Annotated in this window: 16 protein-coding genes and 1 riboswitch; of the genes, 9 read left to right on the top strand and 7 right to left on the bottom strand. The window is 72.5% G+C overall.

Translation table 11 applies throughout. The features are described from left to right. Positions 1–42 precede the first annotated feature (42 nt). Positions 43–2796, bottom strand: a complete 2754-nt coding sequence (locus QA802_RS39040; RefSeq protein ID WP_334533225.1) for a protein kinase domain-containing protein — start codon at positions 2794–2796, stop codon at positions 43–45. 384 nt (positions 2797–3180) lie between these two features. After that, positions 3181–3311: riboswitch (cobalamin riboswitch) on the top strand. A 90-nt stretch (positions 3312–3401) separates the two neighbouring features. Between QA802_RS39040 and QA802_RS39035 the strand changes: the two genes are divergently transcribed. The 4 genes from QA802_RS39035 to QA802_RS39020 all read left to right on the top strand — a co-directional run bounded on the left by QA802_RS39035 (position 3402) and on the right by QA802_RS39020 (position 7203). Further along, positions 3402–4460 carry an ABC transporter substrate-binding protein gene (locus QA802_RS39035; RefSeq protein ID WP_334533222.1) on the top strand — a complete coding sequence of 353 codons (1059 nt, stop codon included), beginning with the start codon at positions 3402–3404 and terminating at the stop codon, positions 4458–4460. Next, complete coding sequence (locus QA802_RS39030; RefSeq protein WP_334533219.1) at positions 4457–5530, top strand: FecCD family ABC transporter permease; 1074 nt, start codon at positions 4457–4459, stop codon at positions 5528–5530. Before QA802_RS39035 ends, QA802_RS39030 begins: the two co-directional genes overlap by 4 nt. Then, entirely contained in the window at positions 5527–6384 is an 858-nt protein-coding gene (locus QA802_RS39025; protein ID WP_334533216.1) for an ABC transporter ATP-binding protein, read from the top strand. Before QA802_RS39030 ends, QA802_RS39025 begins: the two co-directional genes overlap by 4 nt. 237 nt (positions 6385–6621) lie before the next feature. Further along, positions 6622–7203 (top strand): histidine phosphatase family protein, encoded by a 582-nt coding sequence (locus QA802_RS39020; protein WP_334533213.1) that lies wholly within the window; start codon positions 6622–6624, stop codon positions 7201–7203. Positions 7204–7251: 48 nt separating this feature from the next. Here QA802_RS39020 and QA802_RS39015 read toward each other — a convergent pair whose 3' ends face one another. From QA802_RS39015 to QA802_RS39000, 4 genes are all read right to left on the bottom strand, one after another. Further along, complete coding sequence (locus QA802_RS39015) at positions 7252–8010, bottom strand: CbtA family protein (RefSeq protein WP_334533210.1); 759 nt, start codon at positions 8008–8010, stop codon at positions 7252–7254. A 20-nt stretch (positions 8011–8030) separates the two neighbouring features. Then, the gene (locus QA802_RS39010) at positions 8031–8252 is read right to left on the bottom strand and encodes a CbtB domain-containing protein (protein WP_057576756.1); all 222 of its coding nucleotides are present in this window, start codon (positions 8250–8252) and stop codon (positions 8031–8033) included. Between the two features lie 330 nt (positions 8253–8582). Further along, positions 8583–10748, bottom strand: coding sequence for an NAD-dependent DNA ligase LigA (gene ligA, locus QA802_RS39005; protein ID WP_334533207.1), 2166 nt, complete (start codon positions 10746–10748; stop codon positions 8583–8585). A gap of 92 nt (positions 10749–10840) precedes the next feature. After that, positions 10841–11278: an ATP-binding protein gene (locus QA802_RS39000; protein ID WP_334533204.1), complete on the bottom strand. Its 438-nt coding sequence runs from the start codon at positions 11276–11278 to the stop codon at positions 10841–10843. Positions 11279–11587: 309 nt separating this feature from the next. Between QA802_RS39000 and QA802_RS38995 the strand changes: the two genes are divergently transcribed. The 5 genes from QA802_RS38995 (at position 11588) to QA802_RS38975 (ending at position 15696) form a co-directional block, all read left to right on the top strand. Beyond that, complete coding sequence (locus QA802_RS38995; protein WP_334533201.1) at positions 11588–12463, top strand: Sco1979 family transcriptional regulator; 876 nt, start codon at positions 11588–11590, stop codon at positions 12461–12463. Then, complete coding sequence (locus QA802_RS38990; protein WP_334533198.1) at positions 12460–12732, top strand: DUF397 domain-containing protein; 273 nt, start codon at positions 12460–12462, stop codon at positions 12730–12732. The genes QA802_RS38995 and QA802_RS38990 overlap by 4 nt, the downstream gene beginning before the upstream one ends. Before the next feature lie 84 nt (positions 12733–12816). Then, entirely contained in the window at positions 12817–13623 is an 807-nt protein-coding gene (locus tag QA802_RS38985; RefSeq protein ID WP_334533195.1) for an SAM-dependent methyltransferase, read from the top strand. A gap of 61 nt (positions 13624–13684) precedes the next feature. Beyond that, positions 13685–14719: a phosphotransferase enzyme family protein gene (locus QA802_RS38980; RefSeq protein ID WP_334533192.1), complete on the top strand. Its 1035-nt coding sequence runs from the start codon at positions 13685–13687 to the stop codon at positions 14717–14719. A gap of 161 nt (positions 14720–14880) precedes the next feature. Then, positions 14881–15696 carry an SAM-dependent methyltransferase gene (locus QA802_RS38975; RefSeq protein WP_334533189.1) on the top strand — a complete coding sequence of 272 codons (816 nt, stop codon included), beginning with the start codon at positions 14881–14883 and terminating at the stop codon, positions 15694–15696. Positions 15697–15794: 98 nt separating this feature from the next. Here the strand turns inward: QA802_RS38975 and QA802_RS38970 are convergent, their stop codons facing one another. Together QA802_RS38970 and QA802_RS38965 are read right to left on the bottom strand one after the other, a co-directional pair. After that, positions 15795–17249 (bottom strand): WGR domain-containing protein, encoded by a 1455-nt coding sequence (locus tag QA802_RS38970; protein WP_334533186.1) that lies wholly within the window; start codon positions 17247–17249, stop codon positions 15795–15797. 121 nt (positions 17250–17370) lie between these two features. After that, the gene (locus tag QA802_RS38965) at positions 17371–18351 is read right to left on the bottom strand and encodes an MASE1 domain-containing protein (RefSeq protein WP_334533183.1); all 981 of its coding nucleotides are present in this window, start codon (positions 18349–18351) and stop codon (positions 17371–17373) included. Positions 18352–18370: the final 19 nt, after the last annotated feature.

Raw genomic sequence — 18370 nt, 5'->3', positions numbered from 1 at the left:
CCGCTTCTGAAGCGCGCTCCGCCCGCCTCGAACGCGTCGCCCTCAGGTGACGGACAGCCCGTAGACCCGGTCGAAGTGGTGGGCCACCAGATGTCCGGCGGCGTCGCAGGCGACCTGCCACCGGTTGACGCCGGTCTCGCGGCCGTCGGTGAAGTTCCACAGCAGACGGCCCGAGGCGATGTCGATCGCGTAGAAGCCGTCCTTGCTCTCGAAGGCCGTCACGTACACGGCGCGCCCGCCCACCACGACGGGACTGTCCACGTCGAGGCGGGGAGTCTCGCAGAACCAGCGCCGGGAGCCGTTCGCCGCGTCGAAGGCGTACACGCCGGTGGGGTCGGTGCCGGTGACGTAGACGGTGTTGCCGACGGCTCCGAGGGAGGCGTACATGCCCCGTTCCGCCTTCGTGTTCCACCGGAGCCTGCCGGTGCTCAGCTCGAGGGCGATGACCTCGGAACCGACCGCGAAGACGGTCTGCCCGAGCACGGCCAGGCCCGGCCTGAGGTCGTAGCCCACCGGGTGCCGCCAGCGCAGCGCGCCGCCGTCACGGGTGCCGCGGACGGCCACGTTGCGCAGTCCGTCGGCGTAGACGAAGTACTCGCCGGTGAGGACTGGCTGCAGGGCGATGCCGACGTCCTGCGGATCGATCGGTATGACGACGGCCTGACGCGCCTCGATGTCGACGCCGAAGACGGAGTCGGTGGAGGTCGCCACCCCTTGCTCCCCCGGCCGGCGCTGCAGCTTGGCGCCGAGCACCGAGACGGTGTGATCGTCGTAGCCGCCGAGCAACTGGTCGAACCGGTAGTCCTCGCCGAAGTCGAGGGTGAACTGCTCCGCGCCGCCGACCGGGTCCACGCCGATCACCGTCGCGCCCGTGCCCAGCGCGACCGCCGCGCCGTTGATCAGCAGGACGGGGCCGGGCGAGAGGCTGATGCCCTGATACACCCACCGGGGCCGCGAACCGTTCTTCACGTCGAGGCCGATCATGTCCCCCGGGCGGGTCTTCACCAGGGCTGCGCCGTCGTGGAAGACGGCCGGGGCCTGCAACAGCGGTCCGCCCCGGTAGACCCAGGTCGGCTCCGGTGCCCGGCCGAGCGGACGCGCGGCTTCCGTACCCGGTTCTGCGCCCGGCGTTCCGCGGACGGCGAGTGTCGCTCCCGCGACGAGCGCCGCGCCGGCGGTGGCCCCCAGGACCGCGCGCCGGGCGACTCCGGTGCGTGCGGGAGCCCGGTGGTGCGCGGGCGACGGTGCGGGTGCGGGTGCGGGTGCGGGTGCGGCGGAACGTTTCGACGCCGATTGCGGCAACGGCGTCGAACCCGGCCTCTGCGAACGCCCCTTGGCCGGTTCCGCGGCCTGTCCTCGTGTCTCGGCCTGGGCTGCGGACCGGGCGTCGGGCTGGGCTGCGGACCGGTTTTCGTAGCCGGTTTCGGATCGGGTTTCGTAGCCCGTTTCGTAGCCCGTTTCGGATCGGGCTCGGGTTTCTGCCCGGGACTCGGCCCGCGTGAGCGCCTGCGCCTGGGGCTGCCTCCGCACCTGGGCCGGCACGTCCGGTGAGACGAACGACTCGGCTCGCGCCAGTGCCGTGGGGGGCTCCGCGCCGCCGACGGCTGTGGCGCCCTCACCGCGGCTTGCGACGCCCTGGTTTCCGCTGCGGTTTGCGTAGCCGTTTCGGTCTTCGTTTCTGCTGGTGATGCCGTTTCTGGCTCCGCTTCCGTATCCGCTTCCGTATCTGTTCCCGTTTCCGCAGCTGTTGCCGTTTCCGTAGCTGTTCCCGTCGCTGCTGCCGCTTTCGGGGGCGCCGTATGCCGACTGGCCGGTGAGCTCAGACCGCTCGGCGACGGGCCCCTCGGGCGGCGCGGGCGGCGCGAAGGCAGCCCCGGGCCGCGGATCCGCGGCCGGCGGGGCGAGGCGGTCCAGGTCCCGCACGGCGGCCCGGTGGGCGTCGACCATGGCGGCCACGGGCGCCGGCAGCCAGCCCTCCGTCAGCACCTGTTCGGCGCCGCCGGGTGCGCAGGCCGCGGAGAGCCGGTCGGGGTGGATCCTCAGGACGGGGTCCTTGGCGTGACACAGACCGATGATCTTGTCCAGCGGTTCGGGCACCAGACTCAGGTCGGGCGCCCCGTGGGCCACCTGGTAGAGCAGCGCCGCGCCCACCGCCCCGCCGAACGGCGAGCGTCCGGACGCGGCGAACGCGAGCACCGAGCCGAGGCAGAAGACGTCGCCCTCGGGGCCCATCGGATCTCCGGTTGCCTGCTCCGGGCACATGTAGTCGAGGGAGCCGAACAGGGTGCCGGAACCGGTGAGTTCATAGCCGTCACGGGCGCGCACGATGCCGAAGTCGATGACCCGCGGGCCGTCCGCCGCGAGCAGCACGTTGGACGGTTTGAGGTCACGGTGCACGAGCCCTTCGGCGTGCACCGCCATCAGCGCCTCGGCGATGCCCGCGCCCAGTGCGAGGACCGTCTCCGCCGGCAGCGGCCCGTGCGCGGCGACCGCCTCGGCCAGGGTGGGGCCGGGTACGTGGTCGGTGGCGAGCCAGGGCGTCTCGTCGTCCGGTGCGGCGTCGACGACGTGTGCCGTGTAGGCACCGCCGACTGCGGCCGCGGCCGCCACCTCCCGCCGGAAGCGGATACGGAAGTTGTTGTCGTCCGCCATCTCGGGACGGATCACCTTGACCGCGACGACACGGCCGGCCGACGACCGTGCCAGATAGACCCGGCCCATGCCGCCTGCGCCGAGCCGGGCCACGAGCCGGTACGGCCCGAGCTGCTCGGGGTCTTCTGGGCGCAGTGACTGCATGCCCTCGGCCGCCTGTTCTCGGTGGGGACGGGCAAAGATCCCGCCCACGCTGCGGGGGAAGGCCCGGTGGGGGTCCGGACGACAGACTAGGCGCTCGAACGGCGGTTCGGGAGCGGGTCATTGCATGCCGGTCCACGCACCTGAAAGTAAGTACCCGGCCGCACTCCGGCCCTTTCACGCCGATATGACGCCATGTCAAAGGTCGGGTGACACGTGCTTTCCCTGCGGGAACAGTGCGTGCTGAGCAACAGGTGCACGATGAAAGCACGTAGTGGCCCGGAGACCTCCGATGTGTCGAAGGTCACCCCCGTCAGGACCCTCGACGCCTGTGGTAGCTTGCCGAAGCCAGTCGTACTCGTGCGCGCCCCCGGGCGCGCAGGGGTCAGGGAATCCGGTGAGACTCCGGAGCTGACGCGCAGCGGTAAGGGCGACGGGCGGGGCTTTCGGCCACTGGGGCGCGCACGCGCGCGCTCCGGGAAGGCGCCTCGCCCGGGTGACCCCGAGTCCGAAGACCTGCTGGCGGCCTCCGGTGCCGCAGACCGGCCGGAGGAGCGCACCGTACGACCGGGCTTCGCGCTTGAGCCCTCGACGACGAAGGAAACTCCGTGCCGTTCGCACGTCCCGTCCGCTCTGCCGTCCTGTTCCTGGCAGGCGCCCTCCTGTCGACCGGCTGCGGCGGATCCGCCACCTCCCCCGCCTCCTCGGCCGCCACCGACGGTCCCGCCGGGGGGCAGGCGGCCGGCCATCCGGTCACGCTCGACAACTGCGGACAGCGGGTCCGGATCGACACGCCCCCGCGGCGGGCGGTCTCCCTCAACCAGGGTACGACGGAGATCATGCTCTCCCTCGGGCTCGGCGACCGGATGGCGGGCACCGCCACCTGGACCGAACCGCTGCCCGAGAGCCTGGAGAAGGCAAACGCCCGGGTGCCGCGGCTGGCCGACAACGCACCCTCCTTCGAGAAGGTCCTGGACGTCGAACCCGACTTCGTGGCCGCCTCGTTCGCCTCCACGCTCGGCAAGGGCGGGGTGGCCACCCGCGAGCAGTTCGAGAAGCTCGGGGTGCCGGCCTATCTCTCCCCCGCCGACTGCGCCGGCAAGGACAACAGCGGCGACGGCGACGGCGTCCGCACCGAGCCGCTCACCATGGACGCGGTGTACGGCGAAGTACGCGACCTGGCCCGGGTCTTCGGTGTCGAGAAGCGGGGGGAGATCCTGGTGGCCGACCTGAAGTCCCGGGTGAGCAGGGCCGCTTCGGGACTCGACGCAAAGGACGTCACCCTCCTCTACTGGTTCGCCAACTCCCAGTCCCCCTACCTGGCCGGCTGCTGCGGCGCCCCCGGCGTCATCACCCGCGAAGTCGGTGCGAAGAACGTCTTCGACGACACCGAGGAGGAGTGGCCGCAGGTCAACTGGGAGACGGTCGCCGACCGCGACCCGGACGTCCTCGTCATCGGCGATCTGACCCGTAAGCAGCAGACGGCCGAGACCGCGGCCAGGAAGATCGCGTTCCTGGAGTCCGATCCGGTCACCAGGAACATGACCGCCGTGCGGAAGAAGCGGTACGTGCTGCTGTCCGGGCAGGCGATGAACCCGACCGTGCGCACGGTCGAGGGCGTGGAGAAGGTGGCCGCGGCACTGCGCGCGTACGGCCTCGCGGGATGACTGTCGCCGACCCGGCGGCCGCCGCCGCGCCCGCGGTGGCGGCACGGGAGCCGCGCCACAGGGTGCGCCACGGGCCGCTGTGGGCGGCCGGCCTCGTGCTGCTGTGCGCGTCCGTCGCCATGGCGATCACCATCGGCCCGGCGGACATCGCCGTCGGGGACGTGTGGTCGACAGTGGCCTCCCATCTCGGCTTCGGCGAGGCCGGGTTGACGCCGCTGAGGGACGGCATCGTGTGGAATCTGCGGCTGCCGCGCACCCTGCTGGCGGCGGTGTGCGGCGCGGGCCTCGCCGTGTGCGGCGCGGTGATGCAGTCCCTGCTGCGCAACCCGCTCGCCGACCCGTTCGTCCTCGGGATCTCCTCCGGCGCCTCGACGGGCGCGGTCGTGGTGGTCGTGCTCGGGGCGGGCGGCGGCGCCCTGTCGGTGTCCGGGGGCGCGTTCCTGGGCGCGGCGGTCTCCTTCGCACTGGTACTGCTGCTCAGTCACACGCTGGGCGGCGCCACGGACCGCGTGGTGCTCGCCGGGGTGGCGGCGATGCAGTTGTTCTCGGCGCTCACCTCGTTCGTCGTCATGACTGCCGCCGACGCGGAGACCACTCGCGGGGTCCTGTTCTGGCTGCTCGGCTCGCTCAGCGGAGCCGACTGGGCGGACGTGGGCGTGGGTCTGGCGGTGCTGGTCGCGGTGCTGCTGGTGTGCACGGGGTACGCGACGACGCTGGACGCCTTCGCGTTCGGGCAGGACGCGGCCGCGTCGCTGGGCGTGCACGTGGCCCGCACCCGGCTGGTCCTGCTCTGCGCCACCGCCCTGCTGACGGCCACTCTGGTCAGTTCCGCGGGGGCGATCGGCTTCGTCGGCCTGGTGCTTCCGCACGCGGCCCGCGCTCTGACCGGTCCAGGACACACCCGGCTGCTGCCGGCCACCGCTCTGGCGGGGGCGGTGTTCCTGGTGTGGGTGGACACCCTCGCCCGCACCGTGCTGGACCCGCAGGAGGTGCCGGTGGGCGTGGTGACCTCGCTGATCGGCGTCCCGGCGTTCGTTCTCGTGCTGTACCGGACCAGGAGCGCGCGATGACCGGGCCCGCCAAGGACAACGGCTTGCGCGGCGACCGGCTCGCCTACGCGGCGGGCGGCTCGCTGATCCTGGACGGGGTCGACCTCGCGCCGCGCCCGGGGACCGTCACCGGTCTGCTCGGTCCCAACGGTTCCGGCAAGTCCACGCTGCTGCGTCTGCTCGCCGGCGTCCTCGCCCCCGCCTCGGGCGTCGTCACCCTCGACGGCCGTCCGCTGAAGCGGGTCGGGCGGCGGGCGCTCGCCCGGCGGGTCGCCGTCGTGGAGCAACAGGCCGACTCCCAGGTCGCGTTGAGCGTTCTGGACGTCGTACGTCTCGGCCGTGTCCCGCACCGCCGGGCCTGGGGCGCGGCGTCGGCCGAGGACGAGGCGGCGGTGCGTGCCGCGCTGGAGCGGACCGGTCTCGGCGACCAGGCCGGCCGGCTGTGGCACACCCTCTCCGGCGGGGAGCGTCAGCGTGTCCAGGTCGCCCGCGCACTCGCCCAGCAACCGCGGGAGCTGCTGCTGGACGAGCCCACCAACCACCTCGACATCCAGCACCAGCTCGCGCTGCTGGACCTGATCACGGAGCTCGGGCTGACCAGCGTCGTCGCACTGCACGATCTGAACCTGGCCGCGATGTACTGCGACCGGGTGGTCGTCCTCAAGCAGGGCCGGGCGGTGGCCGACGGCACGCCGCAGGAGGTGCTCACCGAGGCGCTGATCGCCGACGTCTACGGGGTGCGGGCCAGCCTCACCCGCGACGGCCCCGACGGCCGCCCGCACATACGCTTCCTGGGCACCCTGCCCGCCGAGCGGAACGGGGAGCGGAGGAACGTGGCGCGGACGAACGTGGGGCAAGGGACGGAGAGCAGCTGATCGGAGAGCAGCTGACCGAGGGACGGCCGGGCGGCGAGCGACGGCCGGCGGGCTGACCGTTCAGCGGCGGCCCGGCGCGGTCCTGCGCAGCCCGGCGCAGCACGGAACGCCGTTCTCCGCGCGGCCGCGCCCTCAGTCCGTCCGCCCTCCGTCCGTGCGCCTTCCGTACTGCCGTGCCCTCCGCGCTCGCGTCGGAAGCCCGGGTACGTTCATGACCGGACCACGAGGAGCCGCCACATGACCATCCGGGTCGTTCTCGTCTCGCCCGCGACGAGTTCGTCGCTGCGGCAGGCCCGTTTCGACGACGGGGCCCCGATCGACGCCGCCGGGGAGGCGCTCGCCCGCGCCGCGGCCGGGACCCTGCCCGCAGCCGCTCGGGTCCTCGTCTCGCCGGGCGTGCGCTGCGGTGGGACGGCGCAGGCGCTCGGTCTCGACGCGCTGGAGACGGCGGAGTTGGCGGGGCTTCAGGTGGGCCGGTGGCGGGGTCTGACGCTCGCCGAGGTCGGCGCCGCCGAGCCGGAGGCGGTGGCCCGCTGGCTCACCGATCCCGCGTCGGCGCCGCACGGCGGCGAGTCCGTGCGGGATCTGTGCGAACGGGTGGCCCGCTGGCTGGAGGAGATCCCGGACGGCGCGGGACGCACCCTGGCCGTCGTCGAGCCGGAGGTCGTACGGGCCGCGGTGGTGCATGTGCTGGGAGCGCCCGCGGCGGCCTTCTGGCGGCTGGACGTCCCGCCGCTGACGGCCACCTCCGTCGGCGGGCGCGGCGGCCGCTGGAACCTGCGGCTGGGACTCCCGCTGGACCGGGCGGAGACGGCCTGAGGCCGCGTCCGCCCGATCGTCGTCGGGCGCCGGGACGGAGTCCGCGGCTCACCGCGAGGTGGTCACCGTCGTTCCCGTCGGGATCGCGGCGGGCTTCGGGTTCAGCAGCCGTTCGGCCAGTTCCCCGAAGGCCAGGCCGAAGCCTGCCCACATCGTGATCTGCAGGGCGAGCGAGGAGAGCCGGAACCGCCACAGCAGGGCCGCCGGGAAGTCCGCCGGCACCTCGTTGACGGCGGGCAGGAACGCGTAGGCCAGACCGATGGCGGCGGTGAAGCCGACAACGGCGACGACCGTGGCGTACCAGGCGCCCAGTCCCGGCGCGAGGCGTTTGCCCGCGATCACGGCGGCGACCGCGAGGAGCACGCCGAGCACCATCATCAGGAAGAACAGGGTGGTCCGCTTGGCGATGGTGTCGTGGTCACCGACGGCGGGCGGATTGGCCGGGTACTTGAGGAACGGGACGACGTACACGGTGAGCAGCGCCGCTCCCGAGAGCAGGAGCGCCGTGGCCCGGGGGGTGAAGCGGCCGACGCGGCCGAGCGCGAAGCAGTAGGCGAGGGCGGCGATGCCGCCCAGGGCGACCCCGTACACCAGGACGCCGGTGGCGAGGCCCGCGGTGGACTGGAGGCCGCGGGAGACGAGTTCGACCTCGTGCTCGTGCGCGGGCGCGTGGGACTCCTCGAAGCCGATCGCGCTGTCGACGTTCGGCTCACCGAGGAAGTAGGCGACGACCAGGGCGAGCACGCCGGCCGCGAGGCCGGCGAGCATGCCGCGGACGAGCAGGTTTCTTACCGTTGCGGAGTTCATCGAGTGTGCGGCGTCCCTCGTCAGTGGCACGGGAAGCCGAGAAGGTGGCGTGCGTCGTGCACCCACTCGTGGACTCCCTCGCCGGAGACGACGGAGGTGGCGCCCTGTTCGGCGCCGACGAAGTACAGCAGGACCAGCATCAGGACGCCGAAGAAGACCGCCCAGGGGGCGATGTCCTTCAGCGGCAGCTTTGCGGGGACCACAGGGGTGGTGGGGGTCGGCTGGGCGACATGCTGCGCCATGGCAGGGCCTCCTCTGGGAGTTCGCGTCCCATCTCGGTGGTGCACAGGACGACGGCTCCGGGTCTGACTCTCGATGTGCCCCTCGGTGAGGGGCGCACCGTTCACAGTGGCGCGACCGTGCCGGATTTCCACCGGCTTCCGTGCTGACGTCGTCGATATCAGAGCGACGGTACCGCGTGTCGCGCGCCCGGCCAATACCGCACCACCTGGCGTGACGTCGCTCTCCGAGGCCGAGTGGTGCGGATCACCGGCCGGATCGGCTGCTGATCGCCGCCCGGACCGGGTGCTGATCGCCGGTCCGGGAGCGGCGGTCGGCCGCCGCGGTGAGGGTCACGCCGGCGGCCGGGCTCCGGTGGCCGGGGCGAGGAAGTCGGCGACCAGGACGGCGAACTCGTCGGGCGCGGCAAGGCGGACGCCGAGGGTCTCGGCCTTGGCGCGCTTGGATCCGGCGCCCTCCCCGGCCACCACGAGCGAGGTCTTCCCGGAGACGCTGGAGGAGGAGCGGCCGCCGGCCCGTTCGATGAGCTCGTTCATCTGATTGCGGCTCAGCTTCTCCAGCGCTCCGGTCATCGCGCCGGTGACGACCACGGTCATCCCGGCCAGCGGCCCGCCCGCCGCACCGGCGCCTTCCGCTCCGTCCGTGCCCCTCGCGCCCTCCGCGCCGTAGTCCCCGTCCCCGTCCGCTGCCGCGGCTGTCCGGGGCAGGGGCGGGGTGGCGCCCGGCTCGGTCATGTTGACCCCGGCCGCGGCGAGTCTGTCGATGAGCGGGGCCAGTTCGGCGAGTTCGGCGACGATCGACGGGGCCTTCTCGGCGCCGATGCCCTCGACCTGCCGGATCGCCTCGGCGTCGGCGGCCCTGAGGTGGTCCATGGTGGCGAAGTGCCGGGCGATGCGCCGCGACATCGAACGGCCGGTGCCGCGGACGCCGAGCGCGCACAGCACCCTCGACAGCGGCTGCGACCGGGCGGCGGCGAGCGCTGCCAGCAGGTTGTCCGTGCTGGTCTCCCCCATCCGCTCCAGGCCCAGCAGTTGGTCTCGGGTCAGGGTGAACAGGTCGGCGAGGTCCCCGACCAGTCGGGCGTCGACGAGCTGGACGACGCGGGTTTGGCCGAGGCCCTCGATGTCGAGCTGGTCGCGCCCGGCGGCGTAGGACAGGGAGGCGACGAGATGGCAGTCGCGGCCGTTCTCGCAGCGCCAGCGCTGCTCGCTGGTGTCGATGCCCGACCCGCACCGCGGACAGGACTCGGGGAAGACGATGGGCTGTTCCTCGCCGGTGCGCAGATGGGCGACCGGGGCCTCGATGCGCGGGATGACGTCACCGGCTCGGTGGACCATGACCCGGTCGCCGAGGCGCAGGTCGCGGCGGGTGATGTCGGCCGGGTTGTGGAGGGTGGCGTAGGTGATGGTGGAGCCCTCGATCTCGACCGGCTCCAGGACGGCGCGCGGGGCGATGACTCCGGTGCGGCCCACGTTCCACTCCACCGCCAGCAGCCGGGTGATCTTCTCCACGGCACGCAGCTTGAACGCGATCGCCCAGCGCGGGGCGCGGGACCCGGATCCGGCTGCCGTCTGGTCGGCGGCCAGGTCGGCCTTGACGACGATCCCGTCGATCCCGAACGGCAACGCCGCGCGCAGAGCCGCCGTCTCCGCCACCCGGGCCAGGACCTCCTCGACGGTGGCCGCGGTGATGCCGGGCACGGCGGTGGCGGCCGTGGTGTGCACGCCGAGCGCGGCGGCCTCGGTCATGAGGTCGCTGTGGGCGCTCCTGCTCAGCTGCTCGGCGAGTGCCGGGTCGGTGTCGGGGAGAGGCAGCAGGCCATAGGCGAAGAACGTCATCGGCACGGTGTAGGCGCGTTCCCGGGCGCGCAGGGTGCCCGCGGCGGCGTTGCGGGGGTTGGCGAACGGTGCTCCGCCGTGTGCGGTGCGCACCTCGTTGGCGTGCTCGAACTGGGCGTTCGTCATGAGGACTTCGCCGCGCACCTCCACAGTGACGGGCTGTGCCAGTTCGGCCGGCAGACCCTCCACGGTGCCGATCGCGTGCGAGACGTCCTCCCCGGCCGTCCCGTCGCCGCGGGTGACGAGCTGTGTCAGCCGGCCCTGCCGGTAGCGGGCCGCGATCGCCAGGCCGTCGAGCTTCGGCTCCACGCTGTACCGGGTGACCTCGCGGCCGATGCGTCTTGTCAGCGAGACGGTCCACGCCGTGAACTCCTCGGGCGAGAACACGTTGTCCAGGCTCAGCATCGCCGTGGTGTGCGGCACGTCGCCCACCACGGCCCCGCCGGCGACCTTCCCCGTCGGGGAGTCGGCCAGGGTCTGCTCCGGGTGCTCGGCCTCCCAGGCCGCGATGGACCGCACCAGCCGGTCGTAGTCGTCGTCGTCCAGCCCCGACGTGCCGGCCGCGTAGTACGCCGCCGACGCCTTCACCGCGTCCTCGACCGCCTGCGCGTAGGCGGCGGCGTCCCCGATCACTGCACCACGTGTTGTCATGCCTGTCATCCTGCCCGCCACCACTGACAACGCCCTCGGGCGCCGCCTGCGGGACGTCCTTCGGAGGGCTCGAATGCGCGGCGGACCCCCCGGGGCTGCGCTCAGCTCGCCAGGGTCGCCCACACCGCGTTGCCGCCGGTGAGTCTGGACCGGTCCACTCCCCAGGCCTGGGAGAGCTGCTCGACGAGGAGCAGCCCGCGGCCGCCCTCGTCGTCGGGGCCGGGTTCGCAGCGCGGCAGGCCGCGGCCCGTGCGGTCGTGGTCGTGCACCTCCAGACGCAGGCATCCCTCGGTGACGAGGCCGACCCCGCACAGGAACCGGGTGCCGAGGGTGTGCCGTACGGCGTTGGTGGCCAGTTCCGAGACGAGCAGGACGGCGTCCGCGCACAACTCGCCCGGCATGCGCCAGGCGGTCAGCCACATGGTCATGGAGCGGCGGGCGATCGACACGCTGGAGCGGTGCGCGGGGAGTTCGAGCCAGTGCGTCCGGTCCGGGCTCCAGGTGTCTAAGAACTGAGGGGAGGTCGTGTGGGGGGACACGGTGGTCGCCTTCCGTGGGGGCGGGAGCGGCCAGAGGCCGGGGAAGGTGTGCAAGGGGCCCAGGAGGAGGGGGTGTTCCGGACGGGCCCTGCGTCGGCGAACTCCCGAGCAGTCCAACTCGCGTGAGGATGACGGAGTTTGACGGGGGAACGGTCGAGTTCGTCGGCGCAGTTCACACAAGTAACTATGCTCGCACTGAAGTTCAAGCTGCAACTGACTGCCTGATAATTTCAGCAAGCCGATATCCGTCCGGCCGCTCCGGCACGCCGTCGCCGGACTCGTGGCGGTGTCTTCTTCCAGGAGGTAGGCGTGAGCGAAGGCCGTTCGGGCGCGGGCGGCGCCAGTGCGCCCACCGTGCTGCGCATGATCCTCGGCCGGCGCCTCCAGGAGCGGCGCCGGGGCGCGGGAGTCTCGCTGGAGGACGCGGCCAGGGCGCTGCGGGTGAAGCCGCTGACCGTGCGCCGCCTGGAGAAGGCGGAGGTCGGACTGCGGCCGCTGTACGTGGAGATCCTGCTGGAGACGTACGGGGCCGGCCGGCAGGAGATCGAGGAGTTCGTCGCTCTCGCCGAGCGGGCCAACGAGCCGGGCTGGTGGCACCCGTACCGCGACGTGCTGCCGAGCTGGTTCAGCGCCTACGTCAGCCTGGAGACCGCGGCCCGGACCCTGCGCGCGTACGAGCCCCACTACGTCACCGGGCTGCTGCAGAGCGCGCGTTACGCCCGCGCCGTCCTCAGCGGTGGTTTCCCGAACGACGGGGACGACGATCTGCGGCGCCGCGTCGACCTGCGGCTGCGCCGACAGAGCCTGCTGGAGAGAGCCGACGCGCCCACGCTGTGGGTGGTGCTGGAGGAGGCCGTGCTGCACCGGGTGGTAGGCGGCGCCGAGGTGATGCGGGAGCAGATCGAGCGGCTGCTGGAGGTGTCGGAGCTGGAGCATGTCAGCGTGGACGTGGTGCCGTTCGCGGCGGGCGCCCACTTCGGCGCGTGCGCCCCGTTCACGTACTTCCGGTTCGAGGAGCCGGAGCTGCCGGACATCGTCTACACCGAGATCCTCTCCGGCGCCGTCTATCTGGACCAGCGCTCCGATGTCGCGGCCCATCTGGAGGCGCACAACCGCATGTCCCTGCTGACCTCGGACAACGCCAGCAGGGCGCTGCTGAACCGGATGCGCAAGGAGTACTCATGACCGGTGTACAAGGCATGGACGGGCGTGCCCACCACCATGTCTACAACGGGATGCCCGCCTCCGATCTCGGCGAGCACGGCTGGGAGTCGCCGTGGAGCGGCCCCAACGGCGGCCAGTGCGTACAGACGAAGCAACTGGCCGACGGACGTGTGGCGATGCGGCAGTCGACCGATCCCGCCGGCCCCGCGCTGATCTACACCCCCGAGGAGATCGCCGCGTTCGTCGCGGGCGTCAAACGGGGTCTCGCCGACCATCTCGCGGCCGGCTGAGACCCGGGCACGGACGGCGCAAGACGTCCGCCCACCGGCGTGATCCGCCGGACACCCCCCACGCACACCACCGAAAGGCACAGGATGACCACCTCGAACGCCCCGCGGGACATCGACACCAGCAGGCCGCATTCCGCCCGGATGTACGACTACTACCTCGGCGGCAAGGACCACTTCGACGTGGACAAGCAGGCCGCGGAGACCGTGGCGTCGGTCTACCCGGGCATCTTCGTGTGCGCCCGGGAGAACCGCGCGTTCATGCACCGGGCCACCCGGGTCCTCGCGCGTGAGCACGGCATCCGCCAGTGGCTGGACATCGGTACCGGCATCCCCACCGAGCCCAACCTGCACCAGGTCGCCCAGTCCGTGGTCCCCGACGCGCGCGTCGTCTACGCCGACAACGACCCGCTCGTCCTGAAGTACGCGGAGCGGCTGATGCGCAGCACGCCCCAGGGCCGCACGGCCTACGTCCACGGTGACGTGAACGACCCCGGCGCACTGCTCGAAGCGCCCGCGCTGGCCGAGGTGCTCGACCTGGACCGGCCGGTTGCCCTGTCCCTCAACGCGCTCATGCACTTCGTCACCGACGCGCAGGACCCGTACGGCATCGTGGGACGGCTGCTGGACGCCCTGCCGTCGGGCAGCGCGCTGGCCCTCAGCCACTGCACGCCCGACTTCGACCCGGCCACCTGGCAGAAGGTCACCGACATCTACACGAACGCGGGCACGCCGGTGCGGTTCCGCTCGCGGCAGGACGTCACCCGATTCTTCGACGGGCTCGACCTCCTCGACCCCGGCGTCACGGTCGGCCACCGCTGGCGTCCGGACGCCGCCGTCGAGGCCACGGACGCCACGGTCAGCCTCTGGACGGGCGTCGGCATCAAGCCTTGACCGGCCCGTCACACCGGCACACCGGCGCACCGGCGCACCGACTGCTCGACGGGAGTCACACATGCACGACACGGACGGCCCGGGTGACGCCGTCGCGGACGCGTACGCGCTGGGCTCCGGTGAGTGGGCCATGGCGCCGGTCGCGCGTGGCGCGCTCGGGCAGATCTGGAAGCTGACGCGGAAGCACGCGCCGAACGGCCTGTCGGGCGGGCCCGCATGGGCGGTGAAGGAGCTGCTCTTCGACGGTGACGAAGAGCAGGTTCTGCGGGAGGCCGCGCTGCGCGACGCCGCGGAGGGGCTGGGCATCGCCTCTCCGCGGCTCCTTCCCGACCGGGCCGGCGCCTACCTCACACGGCTCGGCGGCTCGCCCGACGGGCCCTGCGTGAAGCTGTACGAGTGGGTCGAGGGAGCCCGTGCGGACGCGTCCGATCCGGAGCTCCTCAGCTGGTGCGGCCGCACGCTCGCCGTCCTGCACCGGGCGGGGGCGGACACGGCCGGGACGCCTGGTCCCTGGTACGAACGGTGCCCTTCGCCCGCCGAGTGGGCGGGGCTGCACGCGCGGGTGCGGCGGGCCGGCGTGCCGTGGGGCGACGCCCTGGGCCGGTTCGTCGCCTCGTCGGCCGGGGAGCTCGCCCGCCATGTCACCGCGTCCGTCGCCGACGGCGTTCCGGCGGCCGGTGCGGACGTGGTGATGTCGCATCTCGATGTGCAGCCCCAGAACGTGCTGGTGGGACCGCACGGGCCGGTTCTCCTCGACTGGGACAACGCCGGGCCGACGTCGGCGGGGCGCGAACTCGCGCAGGTCGTGTTCGTGTGGTCCGGCGGGAACGACTTCCACGCCGGGTCCGCCCGGCGGCTGGTGCGCGCGTACCGGGAAGCCGGCGGCCGGCCCGTCCTCAAGGGCCTGGACTCGTTCTCGATGCTCTTCGCCACCACCCTGAACTACGTCCACGTGCAGGCCGAGTGCGCGATCGACCCGACGGTGACGCCGGCGCTGAGGGAGTTCGCGAGCGGTCAGGTCGTCGCCTCGCTGCGGAATCTGCCGGATCCGACGGCCGTCGCACGGCTGGCGGAGTGCCTGGAGACCGCATGGTGACGGTTCGTCGCGCCTGGAGACACCTTGGCGCCACACCGGGCAATTGTGCCGATAGGCCGCTGGATCCGACCGAAAATGTTAACTGGTGTCCGTAACATGGCCGTTGGGACGTAAGTTGTGCTCGACCTGCTCATGCCACGGCTGAAAGACGGACGCCCTTCATGACCGACCATGTCACCACGCCCGGACCGGCGGCCCCTCAGAAGATCGACACGACGGTGCCGCACTCGGCCCGCATCTGGAACTACTGGCTGGGCGGGAAGGACAACTACCCCGTCGACGAGCAGGCCGGCGACGCGTACACCGCCGTCTTCCCCGGCATCGTCACCATCGCCCGCAGCAGCCGTGCCTTCCTGCGCCGCAACATCACGTTCCTCGTCGCCGAGGCCGGCATCCGCCAGTTCCTCGACGTGGGGACCGGCCTGCCGACCGCCGAGAACACCCACGAGGTCGCCCAGGGGCTCGCGCCCGAGACGCGGATCGTCTACGTCGACAACGACCCGCTGGTCCTCGCCCACGCCCGCGCCCTGCTCACCTCCACCCCGCAGGGCGCGACCGCCTACGTCGACGCCAACGTGCTGGACCCCGAGCGCATCCTGGCGGCCGCCGCCGAGACGCTGGACTTCACCCGCCCCACGGCGCTCATCCTCAGCAACATCCTGGGGCATGTCGCCGACTACGACGAGGCCCGTTCCGTCGTCACCCGGCTGATGGCCGCCCTGCCCTCCGGGAGCTATCTGTCCGTCAACGACGGCTCGCGGGGCGTGGACCCGGTCTTCGAGCAGGCCCAGGACGCCTACAACGAGAGCGGCGCGGTCCCGTACAACCTGCGCACGGTCGACGAGATCACGGCGTACTTCGACGGTCTGGAACTGCTGGAGCCCGGAGTCGTCCCGGTCCCGCTGTGGCGTCCGGAGGCCGCCGCCCCGGCCCCGGCCGTGATCGGCGAGCACGGCGGCCTCGCCCGCAAGCCCTAGCCGCCGGCCGGACCGCGACCTGACGAACGGACCTCCTTGGGGGCGACGTGCCGTCGCCCCCACCGGCAGCCGCGTCGCGGACGCGCCCCCTCCGCCGCTCACAGCAGTCGTCGGATGTCGCCGCGGACCCGGTAGAAGCCGCCGGCCGCCGAGTGCAGGGCGTCCACCGCGTACCGCGCCCCGGGCTCGCGTATCTCGCGCGGGAACTGCACGTTCCACGACGTGTCGTAGCCCTCGGAGACCACGTGCACCCGGACCCGGCCGCCTTCCCGGACGCACTCGACGACGACGGCGCCGGCGGGCGCCTGGGCGACCGTCGCCACCGCGCTCATGGCGGTGGCCGGGGCGTAGGTCGGCAGCACCGCGGCGAGCTTCACGTCCCGCGCCACCGGCACCGTGCCCTGCTGCGCCGCGGAGACAGCCGTCTCGCTCGCGTCCACGCAGACCAGCGAGCCGTCGGTGGTCACCAGATACAGCCGTTCGTCGTGGTACTGCATCGACAGGGCCGAGCCGCCGCCGGTGCCGAGCTTCCACAGGCGGGTGCCGTCCCGGTCGAAGCAGTAGACGGACGACGACGCGTCACCCGCGAACACGAACCGGCCGCCGGGCGAGGTGGCGCACGAGTACACGGCGCTGTCGCAGCCGTACGTGGCCTCGATCGCGCCCGTCGCCTTCGACAGCCGCTGGACCACCCGGTGGGCGGTGCCCGCGTACACGGCGTCGTCCTCCTGCCAGCCGAAGAGGACGCCGCCGCGGGTGGGCGTGTGCCAGAGTTCGCCGCCGCCGTCGGGCGCGTAGGCGGTGACGCCCCGGTGGTGGCCGTGATAGACGCCGCCGTCGTCGGCGCGGACCATCCACGCGTGCTCGCCCTGGCTGCGACGGGCCCACTGGTGCTCGTCCTCGTGGTCGATGACGGTGAGCCGGCCGGCCCGGTCGGAGACGTTCAGCACGCCCTCGTGGATGTCCAGCCAGAAGATGTCGACGTCGGCGGTGATGTCGTACGCCGCGAACGGCAGCTTCGAGGACAGGTCGTACACCTTGCCGTCGTCACAGCCGGCGTAGATCCAGAAGTCGTCGGCGACCAGGCACTTCACGCCGTCAGGCAGGGTGAAGCGGGCGAGGACGCCGCCGTCGTGGTCCAGGGTGTAGACGTCGCCCGCCTGATTGCCGACCCAGCAGTGGTCGTCGTCCACATGGATGCCGAACGCGGAGGATCCGGTGCGGAACCGCCACAGCACCGGCGCCACCGCGCGCGCCGTCGACGGCGCCGACGCCACCTGACGGCGCGTGACCGCACGAGGGGCGCGCTGCCCGGCGACGGCCGGCGCATAGCCCTTGCGGACCTTCTCCCCGACCTTCTTCGCGGCGGCGGCGCGCGCCTTCTCGACGGTGGGGAACGCGGTCGTCTGCACCTGCCCCGTGGCGCCGATCCGCCCGTACCGCACGGTCACCACCGTGCCCTCGACGGTGACTTCGTAGAACTTGTGTGCACCGCCGTCGTCCTGCGACAGCTCCAGATACGTCGTGGACAGCGTGCTGGAACCGCTAGACATGACACACCCCTCCCCAGGCGGGCCCGCGGCCGTTCCGGCGGGTCCCACTGATCGAACCGTAGGCGCAGCCACTGACATCGACGGCGACCCGCAGGTCCCGGCGGTGGTCCGGGCGGCGGCGTCAGTCCTCGGGGTCCTTCGGCGGGCGGCCGGGCGGGGCCTCGCCTGCGGTGAGGTGTTCCAGAACCTCGACCAGTTCCTGGCAGGCGCGTTCCACGGAACGGCGGGTGTTGCGCTGCTCGGCGATCAGCGCGGAGAGCAGCAGGGCGGTGAGGGCCATCGTCCCGTTGAAGGCCTGGAGCTTGATCATCACCTCGATCCGGGTGAGTCGCTCGAAGGGCCCGACGGCGTCCGTCGCGGCGATGGTGGCCAGCACCGAGGTGAACAGCGCGCACAGCATGCTGCCGGCGAGCTGGAAGCGCAGCGCCGCCCAGATGAGCAGCGGGTAGACCAGGAACAGGAGGCTGACGGAACTGCGCGTGGCCGGCGGGACCAGGGCGCAGGCGCAGAGGGCCAGCACCGTGGCCTCCTTCCAGCGCGACAGGTCCAGGGGCAGGCGCACCGCGAACAGCACGAGCAGCAGGGGGGTGACGAGCAGCACGCCCATCGCGTCGCCGACCCACCAGGCGAGCCAGACGGGCCAGAAGCTGTGCGCGCCGAGGCGGTCGGTGAGCAGCAGCAGACCGACGCCCACGGTCGCGCTCACCAGCATCGCGGTGAGCGCCCCCAGGAACACCAGTGCGAGGCCGTCGCGCCATCGGGCCAGGTCGTTGCGGAAGCCCACGCGGCGCAGCAGGAGGTACGCGCAGACCGGGGCGGCGGTGTTGCCCACCAGGTTGCCGATCACCACGGGACGCAGCGAGGTCAGGGACATGATGACGAACAGGGCGCCGAGGGCGATGCCCGGCGCGCAGCGGAGCCCGAAGAGCAGCAGACAGGCCACCGCCACGCCGGTGGGCGGCCAGATGGGAGTGAACACCGCGCCCTCGACGACGAGCTCCCGCATGAGGCCCAGCCGCCCCGCCGCGTAGTAGCAGAGGGCGACGGCCGACGTCAGCACGACGAAGCCGGCCGGCCGGCGCAGATCCTCGGTACCCACCACAGCAGCCATCAGACACCGG

It is taken from the genome of Streptomyces sp. B21-105 (assembly GCF_036898465.1).
Lineage (GTDB): Bacteria > Actinomycetota > Actinomycetes > Streptomycetales > Streptomycetaceae > Streptomyces.
Note: the sequence above shows the minus strand (reverse complement) of the source record. Positions and strands in the feature narration are given on the sequence as shown.